Source organism: Pseudomonas sp. nanlin1, assembly GCF_045571515.1.
Lineage (GTDB): Bacteria > Pseudomonadota > Gammaproteobacteria > Pseudomonadales > Pseudomonadaceae > Aquipseudomonas.
The window spans coordinates 3,924,357-3,942,835 of record NZ_CP124218.1 but is presented as its reverse complement, the minus strand read 5'-3'; the positions used below and the strand labels follow the sequence as shown (position 1 = coordinate 3,942,835).

Here is an 18,479-nt window from a genome sequence, read left to right as displayed (position 1 = left end):
CAACGGCGGCAGTTTAGGCGATAACTTCAATGCGGCACTGCTAGGCGAGGCAGGCAACGTGGCTATGGCCACGGGCTTCAACTGGGTAGGGGACAGCATTCGCTTCCCTGATGGTAGCGCTCAGAAAATTCTGGCTCACGCCTTGATGGGCGGCATGCTGGCGGAAGTCACGGTCGGTGATTTTAAAACAGGAGCAATGGCTGCGGGGTTGAACGAGGCACTCATCAATCAGATGGCGTCATTGGCCAGTGGCAACGCCGACGTTCAACTGATGCTCTCGCAGCTGGTCGGCCTGGTGGGCGCGGCCTCCGTGGGTGGTGATCTAAACCAAGGCGCGCAAATTGCTCAAAAAGCGACGACCTTTAACTACCTCTACCATCAAGAGTTGGTCGAGCGAGATCAAAAGCTCAAAACTTGCACCTCAACCGCTCAATGCAACGAAATCGCCGAGAGCTACGCGGAGCTTGATAGTAAGCGTAACGCCGAGTTGAGCGACCTCTGTCAGCGTGACCCCGTCTCGTGCCGTGGTATCCATGATCGTTTGCTAGCTGAGCAGCCAGCGAACGAGAAATTGATGAACGATGTGAGGATTTCCGACGAGGATGGAAGCCTGTCGCGCGCGATTTCCTTGTTTTCGAGTGGTGGGAACAACGAGCTCGCCATAAAGACAACCGTCACGGAGCTAAACCGCCCGGAGATGGGCGGGGTGTTGAGTTTTCTGAGTGAACTATTCCAAAATGCAATGGATCCGTCGGATAGGGGAGGGCCAGGGCGGGGTTCGAGTGTTTCGGTAAAGGGTGAGGGTGTCAAAGCAATTGATAACTCAGTCTTAGGGAAACCAAGAGTAGGGAGCGCAAATAAAATTCCTGATGGTCAGCATGGATTCAATGACATAATTGACAACTATGCTGGTCATGCAGCTAAATTTGAGATACCAACCAAGGGACCTGGTGGGAAGGTGGTAAGGGTCTCCGAGTTAAGACAAATTGAAGGCAGCAATAATGGTGTTGGTGGGGTTTTTGAATGGATTGTTGATGAAGGCAATGTAACTCACCGACGATTTATTCCTGGTGGTCAAGTGACGGGGCAGCCCAACCAGATTCCTAAAAAATAAGGAGGCGCTAATGTCGCAACTTGACGTATTGACTGATTTAAATTTGGCGAGTTGGTCCACCATTTTTGTTGGGTATACGAAACATTGGATAAATCGGGAAGATATTTTTGAATATGCTATGAGTCAGCTTCTAAATGGTTGCGATAGCGAAAACGTTGCCATCATTGCTGGGGGCAAATACTTAAATGATGAAGAGATTCTTGACATCATCTCAAAACAAATAAATATCAAAGATTTTGTTGTCGAGATGGATAAGTGGCGTTTGGCTTTTCTAGTTTGCATTGATCAGTCAAATGATAGTGATGAAAAAAAATTAAAAAGGCTCCAGGAAATTTATGCGGACTTTGATTATCCGGAAGATATGGCTTCGTGCAGCGTATATTCCCAAGATGGTATTGCCCCACTTGTTGCTATGAGCCAAGTTGTGAAAAGACTAAAAGAAAAGCTTTCAGGTCGATAATTTTTATAGCGCAATAGCTGAAGCAGTTAGCTCCCGCGCTCAATATGTGGCTTTGTATTCAAAGCCTAAGTATCAGCTGGTACTAGGTTCTGTACGAAAAGAGACGTCGCAAACACCGCACGGAGGAAGTCAGCGAGGCCATTGCGGCAAAACTTTTCGCGAGCTTGTCGAAGCGCGTCACTATCCGGCGATTCTCTTTCAGCCGCCCAAACATGCGCTCGATGACGTCGCCCTGATCAGCGGCGAACGCCTGGAAAACAGCGGCACCCTGCGCGCCAGCGCCAGCCTCAGCGCCACCGCGAAAAACATCGACAACAGCGGCCTGATGCAAGCCAATCAACGCATCGCCCTACTGGCCAGCGAGAGTATCCGCAACGCCAAAGGCGGCGTGATCAGCGGCCAAGACGTCACCGTCGTGGCCATGAACGGCGATATCGTCAACGAGCGCTCCATCGGCTACAGCGAACACACCGGGCAATACAGCTGGAGCCAGGCCGGGGCTGATAACGCGGCGCGCATCGAGGCCAGTCGCGATCTAACCCTCAACGCCGGCCGCGACCTGCTCAACATCGGCGGCGCCTTGCAGGCCGGCAACAACGCCACCCTGACCGCCGGCCGCGACCTGGCCATCGCCGCCGCCGCAGAAGTCGACAGCAGCAGCGGCCAACAAAAACGCGCCCGTTGGAGCGCCAGCCAAACCACCCAACACGCCAGCGACATCGCCGTCGGCGGTAACCTGCAAGCCGACGCCGGCCGCGACCTGGCCATCATCGCCAGCACCGTCAAAGCCACCGGCAACCTCGCCCTCAGCGCCGCCGGCGAAGTAGCCATCAGCGCCGCCGCCAACGAAAGCCACTCGGAATTCCACCGCAAAGGCGGCAGCAAAAAGATCGACAAAGAACAAAACACCGTGCGCCAGCAAGCGGCCGTACTCGAAGCGGGTGGCGACCTGAGCGTCGAGGGAGGCGGCAATGTGCTGGTCACCGCCAGCCAGCTTAAAGCTGGTGATGAAGCGTATGTGTATGCCGGTGAACAACTGGCGCTGATGTCGGCGCAGAACAGTGATTACTACCTGTATGACTACAAGAAGAAGGGGAGTTTTGGGGCGAAGAAAACCCAACGCGACGAAGTCACCACCGTGCGCAACGTCGGTAGCGAAATCACCACAGGTGGCGACCTCACGCTGATCAGCGAAGGCAATCAGCGTTACCAAGTGGCCAAACTCAACAGTGGCAACGACCTGACCCTCGACAGTGGCGGGGCGATCACCTTCGAAGCCGTTAAAGACCTGCAGCAGGAGAGCCACGAGAAGAGCAGCACCAGCCTTGCCTGGAACAGCATGAAGGGCAAGGGCAAGACCGATGAAAGCGTCCGCCAGAGCCAACTGACCGCCCAGGGTGAAGTGGTCATCAACGCAATCGATGGCCTGCAAATCGACATCCGCCACCTCGATCAACACAGCGTCAGCCAGACCATCGACGCAATGGTCACGGCCGACCCGCAATTGGCATGGCTAAAAGACGCTGAAAAACGGGGTGACGTGGATTGGCAACGCGTCAAGGAAGTACATGACTCGTTCAAGTACGACCATTCGAGCCTGGGGCAGGGCGCGATGTTGGCCATTGCCATCGTGGTTACGGTGCTGACCTACGGTGGGGCCAGCTCCATGATTGGCGGGGCTGCATCGGCGTACGCAGGTTCCGGCACGGCCATGGCGGCATCGGGCATCGCGACGACGTCGGCGGTGGCCAGTGGCGCGACGGCGGGTTCGATTGTGGCAGCAGGTTGGGGGAATGTGGCGTTAACCGCCGTAGCGACTAGCGCAGCCAGTACCGCCACTGTCAGCGTGATCAACAATAAGGGCAACCTCGGCGCCGCGCTCAAGGACATCACCTCCAGCGAGAACCTCAAAAGCTACGCGTTATCAGGCATCACGGCAGGTATCGGTGCCAAGCTGGGCTACAACCCGCTGAACTTGAAATTCGACGTCAACAGCGCTCAAGTGCTGGCAATCAAAATGAGCGTCGATGCGCTGGTCAGCACGGCGGCCAAGGGCGGGAGTCTGTCCGACAACGTTGTCGACGCGGTCGTCGGCACCGCGATCAGTGTTGGCGGAGCTCTTGGCGCGAATCAGATCGGCGATGCCACCATCGGCAGCCCCACCTGGACCAAAGTGGCACTGCACGCGACCTTCGGCGGCCTCTTGGCGGAAGCCATGGGCGGCGACTTCCGCACCGGCGCCTTAGCGGCCGGAGCCAACGAAGTCATGGTCAGCGTGCTGGCCGACAGCGTGCTGCCTGAGGGCAGCAAAATCGACCCAATGGGTTATGAGGGTGCGACGAAACGGCTACTCGCTTATTCACAGCTCGTGGGGGTTTTGGCGGCGTCACTCACAGGCGGCGATGTCAACGTGGGCGCAGGCGTGGCAGCCAACGCTACCCAGTACAACTACCTCACCCATGTGGAAATGGCGCAGCTCAATGAAGAGCTCAGCAAGTGCAAAGCGCTGGGTAACTGCGAGGGGGTGGGGGCTAAGTTTTTAGAAAAGCATGAGGCCAACAAAGCCAACCTCGAAAAGATCTGCCAGGTGGACGTGCGAACTTGCATGAGCATAGCTGCGGAGATACACAAGGCGGTGATTGGTTTTCAGGAAGGCCACGAACATGAGTTGGGGCCTGAGGAACGTAAAATCTGGGGGCAATTTCATGCTCTCAATATAGACGCGGAAAACGACGCCAAGGGTGGCATTGTTGTGCCGACCTTGGAGCAAATTGCCGTAGCGATGGGGCTTGACCCGCTCAGCGCGCAAGGGCAGGCTGCTGTGCTGGGGACGGCGTCGTTGATTGCTGGGAAGCTGACGGGTAAGGGTGGGGCTGGGGGGGCGAAAGGGGTAGACGAAGTTCCTACTCGAATCCCAAGCCGAGTACAGTCAAGGGTAAACATTGCCAATGGTCGCACGGAAACGACTCCTCTTCGGGATAACGGCAATCCTGTATCTGCGGGTTTTGATCACGTTATAGATGGGCATTTCAATAGAGAAATTTCCAACTCGCGCTCCGTTTTTACCATTGCTCCGGATGAGCTGAAAGGGATCCTACAGAGCAGTTCTGTTGTGAAATCTCCGGTTGCTGCGCTGCCAGATGGCCAATTCGTAAGAACGGTTGATGTGGGGCGGGCTATTGGCACTACTACGTTGAAGGATGGTGGAGCTCCTACGTCTGTGATTAAGGTATTCACCGATAAGGCAGGAAATTTAATTACAACCTTCCCGGTTAAGGTGGGCAACTGATGCGTACTGTACCCATAAAAATATGGCATGAATTACAATCGGTAGTGGAGTCTCTGAGTGAAGAACCCCCTTTCAGGCAGGTTCTTGAAGTAATCCTATTTTGGGTGAGAAGTAACTATAAGTATCTTGCCGGTGAGCCGTTTTCAGTTTATGGATTCGATAACTTTGTAAAATTAGATGGAAGGCAGCTTCCAGTTGAATACTCTTCCTTTGAAATGAGTGATTTAATTAATTTCAAGAGTGCTGTTTTGAAGCGTCAGTCTAGAGATTTAGACTCGATTGCGATGTTTTTACGCGATACTATTGAGGAGTTGGCGACTATTGAAGTTTACGAGCAATGTCCTAGATGTGAGTCTCAGGGAATGCGCGCCTTTATAGGTAAGCATAATGGATTGTTGGCTTATCAGTGCAATGTCTGTGGGTGCGCTCATTATTCAGATGGGTCTAGGGTTGAGAACGGTGGGTTGGAGTTTGCGAGTGAGAGGCAGTTGCGTGAGTTTGGACTGATTTAATGGTGTCCTTGCTAATGCAGAAAAAGTTAATCTAACAGAAATAAATGTTAGGGTGTAACAGGTAGTAATGCTGGGCGGATGGCCTCTGGTAGCGCCCATTGGTGTAGATGGCAGGTCGGTGAACCTGCACCATGTGACGCAAATACAGCAGGGCCTATTGCAGAAACGACGCAAAATTTTTCACCATGCGGGTGGGGAGATTGGTACTGAAGAAACCTATAGTATCTATGGCGTGGACTTCGAGGGTCTCAATGGGGGGGGATATCGTCTGTCAGCATATCATCGACCTAAAAAATAATCTGGTAGACGGCAAAAAAATTGTGGTTAGTGAAACTGATATAGGGGAAGCTTTTTTCTTTGATTATTCAAGTTTTAAAGATGGTGAGTGCCCTGTTGGGCTTCGGCTTCCGTCTGGCGAAAACGTTAATTACGCTTCAGATTTTTATGAGTTTTTATATAAAAGAATCTCTGCTCATGTTACAAGAAAACAATTTCTCAGGATGGCTTGGTGACGGTGTTAACTAATGGAGAGAAGACCTATAGATTTTATCCATCTTCGACATCCACAGGACAACCTTCCGCGTCGTTGACTATAGACGGGCTAAAGAAACCAGCTGCGAAAATTAGGTTTTCTGGAGAATAGAAATGGCTATTTTTAAAGTTGATAGTCAGGATTTGATTTTTTTGCTTGATAGGCTCTCGGTTGTCATGGATCACGATAAAGACTTGCCAATGAATGTTTTCGTTGGTGATGGATTTTTGTTTTGGTTTTTTGAAAGGCCGTTGTTCTGTTTTTTTGAGGTTTTCGCGGGATTGGTATCGAGCAGCGTTGCTAGTTTTGAGTCAAATGTTTTTATAAAGTTTTCAGGAAGTGAGCTATTGGAGAACTCTTGTTTCTCAGTCGATGCGACTGATTTAGAGAGAGATATTGATTGGCTAAGTCGAAAGTTTGAAAGCTTTTTTGATGGCACGGTTCGTTATCCAATTATTCTATGCGATAGCGCATGCAAATGGGTTGCCTTTGAAAGTGCATATGAGGAGTTTGGAGTTGTTGCTGTTAAAAAGTCAGAGATTCAAGAAGATTTTTTTGGGTACTTAAACTCAAATTTGATCTCGATGGATAGGTTGGCTGAGCTGGCATGCGATTACTCTGCGGAAGGTAAAATTGCCAAAGCTCTAATTTCATCCTATTGTAGCTAATTGATAAATAAAAATTAAAAAAGCACTTTCAACCAGATGTGAAGTTTGCTGCTCGTGGGTCCGAGGGGGTCACTCTAGATGTATCAATTCCGAATGTAAGTGGAGTTAAGTAAAACGATGGCTAAGCTGATCAGTCATCTTCCCCCCACCAGGTATTACGATTGACAGACTAGAGGGTTTGCAGAACCTTTTACGTGCTGACGCACGGGCAGTCGAGTAAACGCTGATCGATTACAATGGCTTTGGTAGATGGCGGTACATTAATCAATAGGATCAATTCTATATCGTCTGTCAAAAACCTGATTCAGTATGAGCAGGATTTGATTCACGGTTCTATTTGGTTGTGATAGCGCTGCACGGATCTAGGCGAGTCATGATCTAACCCTCAACACCGGCCGCGGCTTGCTCAACATCGCCGCCGCCGTAGAAGTCGACAGCAGCAGCGGCCAACAAAAACGCGCCCGTTGGAGCGCCAGCCAAACCACCCAACACGCCAGCGACATCGCCGTCGGCGGCAACCTGCAAGCCGACGCCGGGCGCGACCTGGCCATCATCGCCAGCACCGTCAAAGCCATCGGCAATCTCGCCCTCAGCGCCGCCGCCAACGAAAGCTACTCGTCAGCGGCTGAGATTCCGGGAGTAGTGATGAGAGCGGTTTCTGAGGGTAAGCTCGTTGGTTATCAAGGCTCCGGAGTTGGGCGCCCGATCTATGAGATAAAGATTAACGATCAGACGCAACGAATAGCTGTGACTGTTGGTGATAACGGCTTGGTTGTCGGAGCAAATCCAAGGGGCAGCGTTAAGTGAAATGTATAAAATTGATGGCGGATTATCACTGTTATCCGATTTGGAATATGTCACCCGGCGAATATGCGGACATGGCTCCTTGCGAGCTTTCGATCTCTAAGGAGCTTCAGGAGCGTCTGTTAAAGTGGGCCGGCACTTATGATGAGACCCTGGATGTTGATTATCCGCCGAACTCCGGGTTTAAGAGTGAGGAGTTGGAGCGTGAGTTTAAATTGGAAGGTGAGCGATTAGTTATAAGTTTGAGGCGTGAACTCGGGCCAGAATTTTCGGTGTCACTTAAAGTTTAGTTGGTGCGAAAGCTACAACTCGTACTTTAGATCATGCCGCGAGCTATGCTGGGTTGAGCTTGATCCTAATCCGTATAGGCTACTTTTATTGCTTGAGGTGTACTCCATTTATCCAAATGTAGGAAGCTTCTGAAATTTTAAAAAACAGACATCTTCCCCTTGAATCACTTGCTTGCCCCCGTTAATTTCCTCCACGTCGCTTCCCTGAGCGGCCGGGTTTAGCAGCTCGATTTAAATCAAGGCGCGCCTGCGCATACACCGACCATCCGGTATACTCGCCAGCTGTTCGTTTTATGACGGCCATGCGCGGGGCATCTTTGGATGCGCCGGGTTCCTTGATCCCTGGTCTGCTAACCCGCGTATGGCTGTCACCTCTCGTTTAGCAGCGTGGTGTGGCAGCTCCATCGATCAAGGAGATTCGCGCCATGGACAAACTTATCCCGGACCCACCGAAGTCGAATAGGCCGCTGTTCGACCTCACCGCCGCCCATCCATTTGGTGTTCTCGACGCCAACCAGCGGCCCATTTTCAACGTGCCTGCGGGCATCAATGCCGAAGATGCGTTAGTTCACGCTTCACTACTGCTGAAGTGCTCATACGATGTGGCCTATGAGTTGACCGAAAATGGTCATGGTCAATCCGGGCTTGTCTGGTCGGTGTTGCAGATGGTCGAAGGCGCCAGGGCGCTAGTGGATGCAGTTTTGCAGGGGGGCACCTCAAGCATGGGCCGGCCTGCAAAGGTCTAGATCTACTGTGTAACAGCCTAGGGCGGGCGTTGATTTGGTGTGATCTACTGGGAATTTGCATCCAGGGCCATTGCCCAGGCCCTGCACGCCTTTATAGGCGGCGAGGGCACCTCGGCCACAGGCGGAAATTTCGCGGCCGGCGCTATCGCCGTAGGGGGCAGCTAAGCGCTGGCCGGTGAACTCAACGAGTTGTTCAAAACTCCCCGGCCCGGAGTACAGCATGTTTGAGCGCAAGGATAACGTGGCCGAGAGAATCGCCAGGCTTCGGCGCAACTGCCTGCGGCACTGCAAGCGCGCCTTTGATCCGCTCAAGGCGGTTCACGGGTGGAACGAGTGCAGGCTTCTTTAGCGATAGCCTTCAGACCACCGCATTGATCAAATGGGCGTAACCCACCAGATTTCCCAATTTTTCCCCTGTCTTTGCCTAGATTTTCTTAACCGACCAAAGATTTTTTTAAAATACGTGCCGAGCGCCCAGAAAATATTAACCGAAAGTGGTCGCGCAGCCACCATTTTCGGGCTTTTCGCTTTTCGGTGCGCTGGAGTCTGCCCCAGCTCTGCCGCCTTCAAGAACGAGCAATCGGGTTGGCCTTTGTCAGCAAGCAACCATTTACAACGTTCACGCGGGCGGCCACGTTGGCTAGATGAAATGCTGGCATTCGGGTGATTAATATCAGCATGTGTTTTTCGGAGGCGGCCAGTGGGCGAAATTGCTCGCTTATGTGGCCGCCCCACGCAGTCAGTTGATAAGGTCCGGCCGAGTGGATTTAAGCATCGCTGGGCTAACCGCCCCTTGAACCGAGCAGGTGATCATACCTTTGCTGGTTTTGGCCACGTCTGGTGAGGCCGGCTCTACCATCAGTATCCGCTCGGCGGTGTCGGTTACCAACTTTCCTGCCGTCTCATCGCCGCTTTCCGGTACCCAGGCGGACTGCTTGGGTGACCAGATTTGCGCGCGTACGTAAATCCCGTTGGCGCTCTCCAAGGCGCTACCTGGCACTTTAGACAACTGGACATAAAGCTCATCGGGCGCGTGCTGTGTATAGAAGCCCCAGCCAATGATGCGTGAGCCCATGAGGTTCTGGTCTTCCATGAAAAAGCCGGTCAAGGCGATTCCGTTGAGGGTTACGGGCGTGTCGAACAGCCAACGCTGCCCCACCTCTGTCTTGGCTCCGCCACTCAATATCATCTTTCCATCGGCCAGAGTGCTGGGAATGCGTTCCTTGAGCCCGGGCTGATTTATCACGGCGAGGGAGTTGTCATCGCAGGTCAGAAAGCTTTGCAGGGCAGGCGTGGCTGCGAAGCTACTGGAGCAAGTAAAAAACGCTGCACAAGAGAGGAACAGTTGACGATATTTCATCGAGTTAATCCTTAATTCGAAGGATGATTGGCTGTTAGTGCGGTTTTTCATGATAAACAAAAGGTATATCCATTGCTCTAGCTGTCATGGGATATACCTATGGCATATCCTTGGAGGTGCAGCATGGAACAAGGGTCAGTATTCCTCATTAATCGTAGTCAGGCCGTGCGCTTACCCAAGGCAGCTGCGTTCCCCGATGATGTGAAGCGTGTCGATGTGATCGCTATAGGCAGGACTCGAATTCTGACCCCCGCTGGTGAATCCTGGGATAGCTGGTTTGATGGTGAAGGCGTCACTGCGGATTTCATGACGGAGCGTGAACAGCCCGCCGATCAAGAGCGGGAATCGTTTTGACGCTCAAGTACATGCTGGACGCCAACATCTGCATCTTCACAATCAAGAACAAGCCGCAGCATGTGCGCGAAGTGTTCAATACGCACCATGGCCAACTGTGCATCAGGACCGTGACTTTGATGGAACTCATTTACAGCGCAGAAAAGCCCTCCAACCAAGCCCGAAATTTGCTTGATGTGTAAGGCTTTGCAGCACGACTTGAAGTCTTGAAATACGATCAGGATGCGGCAGCGCATACAGGCCAACTAAGGGCAGAGCTTGATAAGGCAGGCATGACTATTGGGCCATACGACCACATGATCGCAGGGCACGCTCGCTCGCAAGGGCTGATTTTGGTAACCAACAAGCTTTGCGAGTTTAACCGCGTGCCGGGTCTGCGCGTTGAAGACTGGATTTAGGGAAAAATGTGCATGAATGAGATCGATTGGTGGTCACGGGTTACAGCCTATGCGGGACTAGCTTTACACCTGGCTTAGTCCACAACGCATTACAGTTGTGGCCGCCCAGATGACGGCGCGACTCGTAACCAACGCCGTCAAATGTGGCGCTGCGCTCAAACGCTGCTTTAATAACCCGCAATGCCCATAGAGGAACGCGCCGAATGGAACGTCTGACTGCAAAAGATTTCGCCCCAGAGTTGCTCGAGCTGTATGACTACTACGCCCACGGCAAGATCAACCGCCGCGAGTTTCTCGACCGTGCGGCGGCGTTCACTGTGGTGGGGTTGACCGCTTCGGCGTTGTTGGCCTCGTTGAGCCCTGACTACGCGTTGGCGCAGCAGGTGGAGTTCACCGACCCGGATATCATTGCCGAGTACGTCAATTATCCATCCCCCAAGGGGCACGGTACGGTGCGGGCTTACCTGGTGCGTCCAGCCAAGGCTGCCGGGAAGGTGCCGGGGGTGGTGGTGGTGCATGAGAACCGCGGGCTCAACCCCTATATCGAAGACGTGGCGCGGCGGGTGGCCAAGGCGGGGTATGTGGCGTTGGCGCCGGACGGCTTGAGTTCGGTAGGCGGCTACCCCGGTAATGACGATAAAGGCCGTGAACTGCAGCAGACCGTCGACCCGGAAAAGTTGATGAACGATTTTTTCGCGGCCATCGAATGGTTGATGAAGCACGAAACCACCACGGGCAAGGTAGGCATGACCGGTTTTTGCTATGGCGGTGGGGTGTCGAACGCGGCGGCGGTGGCGTACCCCGAATTGGCGGCGGCGGTGCCGTTTTATGGGCGGCAGGCCAACGTGGAGGATGTGCCACGCATCAAGGCGCCGTTGCTGTTGCACTATGGTGAATTGGATACGCGCATCAACGAAGGATGGCCGGCGTACGAAAAGGCGCTTAAGGCTGCCGGCAAGACTTATGAGGCCTACATTTACCCGGGTGCCAATCACGGTTTTCATAACGACTCGACGCCTCGTTATGACAAAGCGGCGGCGGACCTGGCGTGGGAGCGTACGCTGGGCTGGTTCAAGCGCTATTTGAGTTGAATCAACGCGGTTTGGGGGGTTATTTGGGGTAGAGGGGCGGCAGGCTGCCATTTTCTGCAGGGGCGCCTTCGCCGCGTACCGAGCGCGGGATCGAGCCGATGGCGCGCCACAGCGCGTCGCCCAGCCAAAACCGCCCAGCCTCGCTGTACAGGGCGCCGTTCAGGCCGTCCAGGGCGTTGGACAGCGGCACGAAGCGCGCGGCCATTTCCGCCAGGGTTTCTGGTTGTTGGCGGGCCCACGCGTCCAGAGCCTGGCGCGTGGCGTGGGGGTCGTTGGCTTGGCACGCGCGCTTGAGGTCGTCCAACAGGGTGCGGGGGCTGGGGCCGGTTTGTGCGGTCCGGGTCAGCGCGGGTTGCCAGCGCCCTCGCCACCATAGGCCGAAGCCCAGCAGGGTGGTGCACGTCAGTAGCAGGCAGGCCATCTGCCACAGCCAAAGGCTTGAGTGCCGGTCATTGCCGGTGTCGCCGCCGGCGGGGGTGTCCACCACCAGCCCGGGGTTATCGCCGATCTGCAGCGTGCGCGCCGGCAGGCTGCTGTGCTCCAGGTGGTCTTCGCGGGTGTTCCACCACATCACTTCCACGCCGGGCAACTGCACCTCGCCGCTGCGCGCGGGCACCAGGGCCTCGCGCTCGGCGCGGCTGCCGACCACGCCGCGGTCGGTGTTTTGGTTGCTCAGCTGAGGTTGGTCGGGGTAGCGGCGCAGGCCGTCGACTTCGGTGTCTGGCAGCGGCGGCAACTGGCCGCTAGAGAGGCCTTCGGCGTTGACGGTGAGGGTGCGGGTGAGGGAGTCGCCCACCAGGTTGTCGCCGGGCTCGGGGTTCCAGGTTTCGCTCAGGCTCAGGCTGCGCGCGGGTAGCCAGGGCACGTCGCTGGGGTAGGCAGACGGAATAGGTTTGACGGTCAGCGGAATGCTCGCTGAGGTGACGCGTACCTGTTTGCCTGGCCGTGAGGTGGCATCGGCGCCCACGCCCATGTCCACTGTGGTGGCGCTGAACACCAGCTTGGGCAGGGCGAGGCTGCCGCTGTGCTGGGGGTAGATGGCGTAGCGCATTTCAATGACGCCGTGGCGTACGCCATTGATGATTTTTTCGTAGGTGCGGGTATCGCCCAGGGGTTCTACGCGGGCTTCGGCGATTTGCAGCGGGCTGAGGCTGCTGTCGTCGTAGAGCGATACCGAATGGTAGATGCGCAGGGTCAGTACCACTTGGGCCTGGACATAGACGGTGTCGGTGTCGACGCTGGCGTCGATGAATACTGGGTCCATGTTGCTGCCAGCGGCTTGGCTGCTCTCCAGCACTTGCAAGGTGATGCTCTGACTGCGCAGGTCGTTCAACTGAAGGGGCGGGATCAGCACGCTGCCGCTGTGGCGCGGTAACAATGTGATGATCCAGCGGGTGGTGGCCAGGCTGTCGCCGTCCAGGGTGGTCAGGCGGTTGACTTGGCGGGTGTCGCGTACTTCGAATTGCTCATCGAGGGGGCTCAGGTCAGGCTTGCCGAACTGGGTCACGTCGTTGATTTGCAGGGTCAGTTCCACCGTCTCGCCGGAGTTGAGCCGCGTGCGGTCGACACTGGCCACCAGCGCCTTGGCTTGGGCAGCGCCGGCCAGGAGGCTCAAGCATAAGGTGAGTAAAAAGACGCTAACGCGGCTCATCGGGTTTGTCCTGACGCTGTTGCTGTTCGTACCAGAATTTGCGCTTGAGCAGCTCCGAGGGGTCATCGGGGATCTGCCTTAGCCATTGTTCCAAAGCCAGCCGCTGCTCCGCGTTCAGCGGCGCTTCGTCTGGGGGCGGCGGCGGCCGTGTGGTCTGCTCGTCGGGCGGCGCCTGGGTGTTGCCTGGGGTGCCATCGCTGCCTGCCTGCGCGCCGGTTTCGCTGGAATTGGCGCCCGCTTGAGGGGTGCTTTGTTCACTGTCCTGAGGGGGCACTGGCTGGCTGTTCTCGCTTGGCGGCGTATTTTGCCCGATTGTGGGCTGGCCTGCGCTGGCATTTTGCCCTATTTGTGCTTCGCCGGTGCCAGACGGCTGTTTTTCGCGGAGTAATTTTTCTATCAGAGCCTGGTTCTTCTGCGCGGGCAGCAGGTCCGGTTGCAGCTCCAGGGCCCGTTCGTAGGCGTCAAGTGCGGCTTCGAGCTCACCCTGGCGGGCCAGTGCGTTGCCACGGTTGTAATGGTCGGCGGCGCGGTTACCTTCGGCGAAGCGTTGCGCCGCAGCGGCATAGTTACCGGCTTCATACAGCGCCATGCCCTGCCATTGCGGGTCTTCGAAACGACGCGCCGCCTGCGCTGGGCGTTGTTCCTCAAGCAGGCGTTGGCCCTGTTGGTCGGGCCGCAACCATAAGCTATCGAAGTTCATGGCGTAGCTGGGCTGCGGCAGGCACCAGAGCAACGGCAGGCAGAATAGCCAGCCACGGCGGCCGGCACAGGCGGCGATCAGCAGCAGCGGCAGCAATAGCCAGTGGCCCTGGTCGGCCCAGCTGTCCAGGCGCTGCGCTTGGCCATCGCTGCGCACGCGATGGGGGTTGTCGAGCAGGCCAAGCTCGCGCAAGTCGTGGTCATCCAGGCGGGCGCTGCGGTACTGGCCGCCCATGTCATTGAGGAAGTCTTTAAGGCTGGGTGCATCCAGGCGTGAGAGCAAAATGGCGCCTTGGCGGTCTTTGAGGAAATCGCCGTTTTCCTGTTTGACCGGCGCGCCGTCGGCGCTGCCGATTCCCAGCATCAGCAAGGGTGGGGCTTGTCGACCGAGTTGGCGGGCGATGCCCTGGCGCTCTTCGCCGCTCAGGGAGGCGCCGATCAGCAAGATGCGGCCCTGGCCCAGCCCACCCTGGTCGAGCAGGTTGAGGGCCCGCGCCACGGCGAGGTCGGCGCGATGGCCGGTGGCGGGCATGATCGAGGGCTTGAGCGCTTCGAGCAGGTTGCGGCTAGTGTCGAGGTCGTCTGACAGCGGGACCAACACGTGAGCGCTGCCCGAATAGACAATGATCGCGGTTTGCGAGTCGTGGCGAAAACGCAGCAAATCGACAAGCTTGCGCCGAGCTTGTTCGAGGCGATTGGGGGCGACATCTGTGGCGAGCATCTCAGGGCTTAGTTCGAGCAGAATCACCAGGGGGTCGGCCGGCTTCTGCACCATTTGTTCGACCCGTTGCCCGCTTGGGCCCAGCAGCGCCAGCACCGCCAATAGCCAGGCCAGGCCCAGGGCGAGCACCGGCAAGCGGCTGGCGCGCCCGTGGCCACCGCTGAGCAATAGCGCCTGAAACGCCGGCGGCAGAATCTGCTGCCAGCGCCCCGCGCGTTTTTGCCGGTGCCACAGCACCCACAGCAAGGCGCCCAACAAAGGCAGCGGTAGCAGCCAAAGCGGCCGTAGCCAGTGCAGCCCCAGGTCGCTCATCGGCGCCTGCGCAGGCGTAGGCGTTGCAGCCGTTCGCGCCATTGGGGCGCAACGGGCAACCGTGGGCGCTGACGGAAAAAGCGCTGCAAGGCACTATTGGCCCAATGCTCACGCATCATCAATAACACGCTAAGCAGCAGCGCGCCTGCCAAGGGCCACGGGTACAAGGCCTCGCTAGGGCGTGCTTGGGTGGGCTGCTGGCTGACCGGTTCGAGTTGGTCCAGCAGGCTACCAATGGCTTGCAGCTCCTGGCCATCGTGGGCGCGAAAGTACTGGCCACCGGTGATTTGCGCGATCTCGCGCAAGCTGGGCTCGTCGAGGTCCAGGCTCGGATTGACTCCCAACATGCCCAGGGCGCCGTCTTGCTCCGGATTAGCGCCGATGCCAATGGTGTAGATCTTGACGTTTTCCAGGGCTGCCAGGCGGGCCGCGGTCAGGGGGTGGATTTGCCCGCCATTGTTGGCGCCGTCGGTGACCAGGATCAGTACACGGCTCTGGGCGGGGCGCAGGCGTAGGCGTTTAAGGGCCAGGCCGATGGCGTCACCGATGGCGGTATTTTTGCCGGCAATGCCTACCAGCGCTTCGTCCAGCCAGACCCGCACGGTGTGGCGGTCGAAGGTCAGCGGCGCTTGCACGTAAGCCTTGCTGCCGAAAAGAATCAGGCCGATCCGGTCGCCTTTACGCTGCTCGAGGACGTCCCCCAGCAGGCTTTTCACCAGGCTCAGGCGGCTGACGTCTTCGTCGCCCCAGCGCATGTCGGGGTAGTCCATGGAGCCCGAGACATCCACCGCGACCAGTAAATCGCGGCCGCTGGCGGGCAAGGGCAAAGGCGGCCCCATCCATTGCGGGCGAGCGGCTGCCGACAGGAGCAACAGCCACAGCAGAATAAAGGGTAACTGTTGGCGCCAGGTGGGCAGGTTGATGCGCGCGCGGTGTCCGGCCAGGTGTTCCAGTTCGGCGAGGAAGCTGACTTTGAGCGCGGCCTCGCCGCTGTCAGCGGCTGGCAGCAGGGTTCGCAGCAGCCAGGGCAGCGGCAGCAGGGCGAATACCCACGGCCAGGCGAACTCAAACATGCTTGCGAATCCAGGTGTCGATAGCCTGGCTGAGCCCGGCGATGGCTTTGTCGTCGAGCTTGCACTCTGGTTTGTAGGCGCCCTCGACGAGAATCATCCAGCGCGTCAGCCCGGCCGCCGGGCAGCGGTTGTCGAGAAACGCCAGCCACTGACGGCCGTTTAGGGTGTGGCTGTTGGCATTGGGGTAGTGGTTGCGGCACAGGCGTTTGAGCAGGGCGTTGATCTGTTGCAACCAGGCCCCAGCGGGCGCGCCGTTATAAGGCCGGCTGAGCATGGCAAGTTCCGCCAGGGCGGCCACACGCTGTGGGTCGAGGGGTTGTTCGGTAGCCGCGCCCGCCACAGGCTTGGCCGGCCGTCGACGCCAGCGCATCAGCCCCCAGGCCAGCGCAGCCAGTACCGCCAATAGCACCCACCAGCCTGGAGCGGGCGGCCAGGCGCTCACCGCCGGTGGCGCGATCAACGGCTGCAACTGCTCCAGGGAGCTCATGGGGCTTTCCTTGGCCGTTGCGGGTTGAGGTATTCGCGCAACTGTTCGATCAGTTCGCCCTGGGTGCTGAGGGGCATCAACAGCACCCGCAGTTTCTGCGCCAGCCGCTCCCAGGCGGCGATACGCGCTTCGCCCTGGGCGCGGTAGGCCAGCCGTAGTTCAGGGTTAAGGGTGTCGACCTCCAACTGCCGACTGCCCTGGGCAAAGCGCAGCAAGCCGGCAGCGGGCAGGGCGTGGTCGAGGGGGTCTGACACCGGCAGTAATAATAGGTCGCAGTGGCGTGCCAACAGGCTCAGCTGTTGTTCGGCGGCTTCCCCCAGCGCTCGTTCGTCACAAATGACGATCGCCAGGCTGCCCGGGCGCAGCACTTCACGGGCCCGGCGCAGGGCTAGACCAAGGGCATCGGCCTCCGGTTGCGCGTCGGTGTGCAACGAGTGGTTGACTCGCACCAAACGATTGAGCAACTGCAGCAAGCTCTGTTTGCTGCGTCGTGGTTTGATTTCATAGTGTACGCCGTCACCGAACACCAGCCCGCCGATGCGGTCATTATGGCCCAGGGCGGCCCAGCCGATCAGCGCGGCGGCCTGGGCGGCCAGTACCGATTTGAAGGTCTGCCCAGAGCCGAAGAACAAACGCCGGCTTTGTTCGACGAGGATAAAGATCGGCCGCTCACGCTCTTCGTGGAATAGCTTGGTATGGGGCTCCTGGGTGCGCGCCGTGACGCGCCAGTCGATACTGCGCACATCGTCGCCGGCTTGATAAACCCGTACCTGGTCGAAGTCGACCCCGCGCCCACGCAGTTTCGAATGGTGCAGGCCGACCAGTGGGCTGCGTTGGCCGGGTGAGCTGAACAGTTGCACTTCGCGCACGCGGTGGCGCATCTCGATCATCTCGGCTAGAGAGATGCGGATGCCCGGCGTGGCGAGCAGCTCGTTGACCATGGGCTCAGGCGACCGCCACGACGTCGAGGATCCGCTGAATCACTCGGTCCTGGTCGATACCGGCCGCTTCCGCTTCGAAGGACAAGATAATGCGGTGACGCAGCACATCGAACAGCACCGCCTGGATGTCTTCGGGGCTGACGAAGTCGCGCCCGGCCAGCCAGGCGTGGGCGCGCGCGCAGCGATCGAGGGCGATCGACCCGCGCGGGCTCGCCCCGTAGGACAGCCACTCGCCCAGCTCTGGGTCGAATTTGGCCGGGGTGCGCGTGGCCATTACCAACTGCACCAGATACTCTTCCACCGCATCGGCCATGTATAGGCCGAGGATCTCTTTGCGGGCGGCGAAGATCGCTTGCTGGCTAACCCTGCGTTCCGGTTTGGTCTCGCCATTTAGCGCTTCGCCGCGGGCCTGTTGCAGGATCCGGCGTTCGACGGCAGCGTCGGGGAAGCCGATCTTAACGTGCATCAGAAAGCGGTCCAGTTGCGCCTCGGGCAGGGGATACGTGCCTTCCTGCTCAATGGGGTTTTGCGTGGCCATCACCAAAAACAGGGGCGACAGCTCATAGGTGCTGCGGCCGACGCTGACCTGGCGCTCGGCCATGGCTTCCAACAGTGCCGACTGCACCTTGGCCGGGGCCCGGTTAATTTCGTCCGCCAGCACCAGATTGTGGAAAATCGGCCCCTGCTGAAATACGAAACTGCCGGTTTCCGGGCGATAAATTTCCGTACCCGTGATGTCGGCAGGCAGTAGGTCGGGGGTGAACTGGATACGGTGAAACTGTGCTTCGACACCTTCGGCCAGTTCTTTGATGGCCTTGGTTTTAGCCAGGCCTGGCGCGCCTTCCACAAGCATGTGGCCATCGGCAAGAAGGACGATCAGCAGCCGGTCGACGAGTTTTTCCTGGCCCAGGATCTGGGTGGAGAGAAAGGTACGCAGCGCGATCAGCGCTTCACGGTGTTCCATCGTCGATGGTTCC

Annotated in this window: 17 protein-coding genes and 3 pseudogenes; 12 read left to right on the top strand and 8 right to left on the bottom strand. The window is 57.4% G+C overall.

The window, feature by feature from the left end; genetic code table 11:
* Nucleotides 1–58 precede the first annotated feature (58 nt).
* A complete protein-coding gene (locus QCL65_RS18130) occupies nt 59–1,114 on the top strand; it encodes a hypothetical protein (RefSeq protein WP_407311131.1) in 1,056 nt (351 codons plus the stop codon).
* 10 nt (nt 1,115–1,124) lie between these two features.
* Nucleotides 1,125–1,574, top strand: coding sequence for a DUF2247 family protein (locus QCL65_RS18125; protein ID WP_407311129.1), 450 nt, complete (start codon nt 1,125–1,127; stop codon nt 1,572–1,574).
* Between the two features lie 82 nt (nt 1,575–1,656).
* On the opposite strand, the pseudogene QCL65_RS18120 reads toward QCL65_RS18125, so the two are convergent.
* A pseudogene (locus QCL65_RS18120) lies at nt 1,657–1,809 on the bottom strand (IS5/IS1182 family transposase); the annotation flags it as partial.
* On the opposite strand from QCL65_RS18120, the pseudogene QCL65_RS18115 reads away from it, so the two are divergent.
* From QCL65_RS18115 to QCL65_RS18085, 7 genes and pseudogenes are all read left to right on the top strand, one after another.
* Nucleotides 1,798–4,863, top strand: a pseudogene (locus tag QCL65_RS18115) (DUF637 domain-containing protein); the annotation flags it as partial. The pseudogenes QCL65_RS18120 and QCL65_RS18115 overlap by 12 nt on opposite strands.
* Nucleotides 4,863–5,375: a hypothetical protein gene (locus QCL65_RS18110; RefSeq protein WP_407311127.1), complete on the top strand. Its 513-nt coding sequence runs from the start codon at nt 4,863–4,865 to the stop codon at nt 5,373–5,375. The pseudogene QCL65_RS18115 and the gene QCL65_RS18110, both read left to right, overlap by 1 nt.
* Before the next feature lie 67 nt (nt 5,376–5,442).
* Nucleotides 5,443–5,673, top strand: a complete 231-nt coding sequence (locus tag QCL65_RS18105; protein ID WP_407311125.1) for an HNH/ENDO VII family nuclease — start codon at nt 5,443–5,445, stop codon at nt 5,671–5,673.
* Complete coding sequence (locus QCL65_RS18100) at nt 5,627–5,887, top strand: hypothetical protein (protein WP_407317022.1); 261 nt, start codon at nt 5,627–5,629, stop codon at nt 5,885–5,887. The genes QCL65_RS18105 and QCL65_RS18100 overlap by 47 nt, the downstream gene beginning before the upstream one ends.
* 133 nt (nt 5,888–6,020) lie before the next feature.
* Nucleotides 6,021–6,575, top strand: coding sequence for a hypothetical protein (locus QCL65_RS18095; RefSeq protein ID WP_407311123.1), 555 nt, complete (start codon nt 6,021–6,023; stop codon nt 6,573–6,575).
* A gap of 402 nt (nt 6,576–6,977) precedes the next feature.
* Complete coding sequence (locus QCL65_RS18090; protein WP_407311121.1) at nt 6,978–7,382, top strand: hemagglutinin repeat-containing protein; 405 nt, start codon at nt 6,978–6,980, stop codon at nt 7,380–7,382.
* A gap of 712 nt (nt 7,383–8,094) precedes the next feature.
* Nucleotides 8,095–8,415: a DUF6124 family protein gene (locus QCL65_RS18085; protein ID WP_407311119.1), complete on the top strand. Its 321-nt coding sequence runs from the start codon at nt 8,095–8,097 to the stop codon at nt 8,413–8,415.
* Between the two features lie 739 nt (nt 8,416–9,154).
* Here QCL65_RS18085 and QCL65_RS18080 read toward each other — a convergent pair.
* Nucleotides 9,155–9,826, bottom strand: coding sequence for a hypothetical protein (locus QCL65_RS18080; protein ID WP_407316919.1), 672 nt, complete (start codon nt 9,824–9,826; stop codon nt 9,155–9,157).
* A gap of 72 nt (nt 9,827–9,898) precedes the next feature.
* On the opposite strand from QCL65_RS18080, the gene vapB reads away from it, so the two are divergent.
* From vapB to yghX, 3 genes and pseudogenes are all read left to right on the top strand, one after another.
* The gene (gene vapB / locus QCL65_RS18075; RefSeq protein WP_407311117.1) at nt 9,899–10,129 is read left to right on the top strand and encodes a type II toxin-antitoxin system VapB family antitoxin; all 231 of its coding nucleotides are present in this window, start codon (nt 9,899–9,901) and stop codon (nt 10,127–10,129) included.
* Between the two features lie 11 nt (nt 10,130–10,140).
* Nucleotides 10,141–10,527 (top strand): annotated as a pseudogene (vapC, locus tag QCL65_RS18070) (tRNA(fMet)-specific endonuclease VapC).
* Nucleotides 10,528–10,730: 203 nt separating this feature from the next.
* Complete coding sequence (gene yghX / locus QCL65_RS18065; protein ID WP_407311115.1) at nt 10,731–11,618, top strand: YghX family hydrolase; 888 nt, start codon at nt 10,731–10,733, stop codon at nt 11,616–11,618.
* 19 nt (nt 11,619–11,637) lie between these two features.
* Here the strand turns inward: yghX and QCL65_RS18060 are convergent, their stop codons facing one another.
* Genes QCL65_RS18060 through QCL65_RS18035 form a run of 6 tightly spaced genes read right to left on the bottom strand, consistent with a single transcriptional unit; the run spans nt 11,638 to nt 18,466 of the window.
* Nucleotides 11,638–13,269, bottom strand: a complete 1,632-nt coding sequence (locus QCL65_RS18060) for a BatD family protein (protein WP_407311113.1) — start codon at nt 13,267–13,269, stop codon at nt 11,638–11,640.
* Complete coding sequence (locus QCL65_RS18055) at nt 13,256–15,001, bottom strand: VWA domain-containing protein (RefSeq protein WP_407311111.1); 1,746 nt, start codon at nt 14,999–15,001, stop codon at nt 13,256–13,258. The genes QCL65_RS18060 and QCL65_RS18055 overlap by 14 nt, the downstream gene beginning before the upstream one ends.
* A complete protein-coding gene (locus QCL65_RS18050; RefSeq protein ID WP_407311109.1) occupies nt 14,998–16,074 on the bottom strand; it encodes a vWA domain-containing protein in 1,077 nt (358 codons plus the stop codon). Before QCL65_RS18050 ends, QCL65_RS18055 begins: the two co-directional genes overlap by 4 nt.
* Entirely contained in the window at nt 16,067–16,561 is a 495-nt protein-coding gene (locus tag QCL65_RS18045) for a DUF4381 domain-containing protein (RefSeq protein WP_407311107.1), read from the bottom strand. The genes QCL65_RS18050 and QCL65_RS18045 overlap by 8 nt, the downstream gene beginning before the upstream one ends.
* Complete coding sequence (locus QCL65_RS18040) at nt 16,558–17,502, bottom strand: DUF58 domain-containing protein (protein WP_407311105.1); 945 nt, start codon at nt 17,500–17,502, stop codon at nt 16,558–16,560. Before QCL65_RS18040 ends, QCL65_RS18045 begins: the two co-directional genes overlap by 4 nt.
* 4 nt (nt 17,503–17,506) lie before the next feature.
* On the bottom strand, nt 17,507–18,466 hold the full coding sequence (locus tag QCL65_RS18035) for an AAA family ATPase (RefSeq protein WP_407311103.1): 960 nt from the start codon (nt 18,464–18,466) through the stop codon (nt 17,507–17,509).
* Nucleotides 18,467–18,479: the final 13 nt, after the last annotated feature.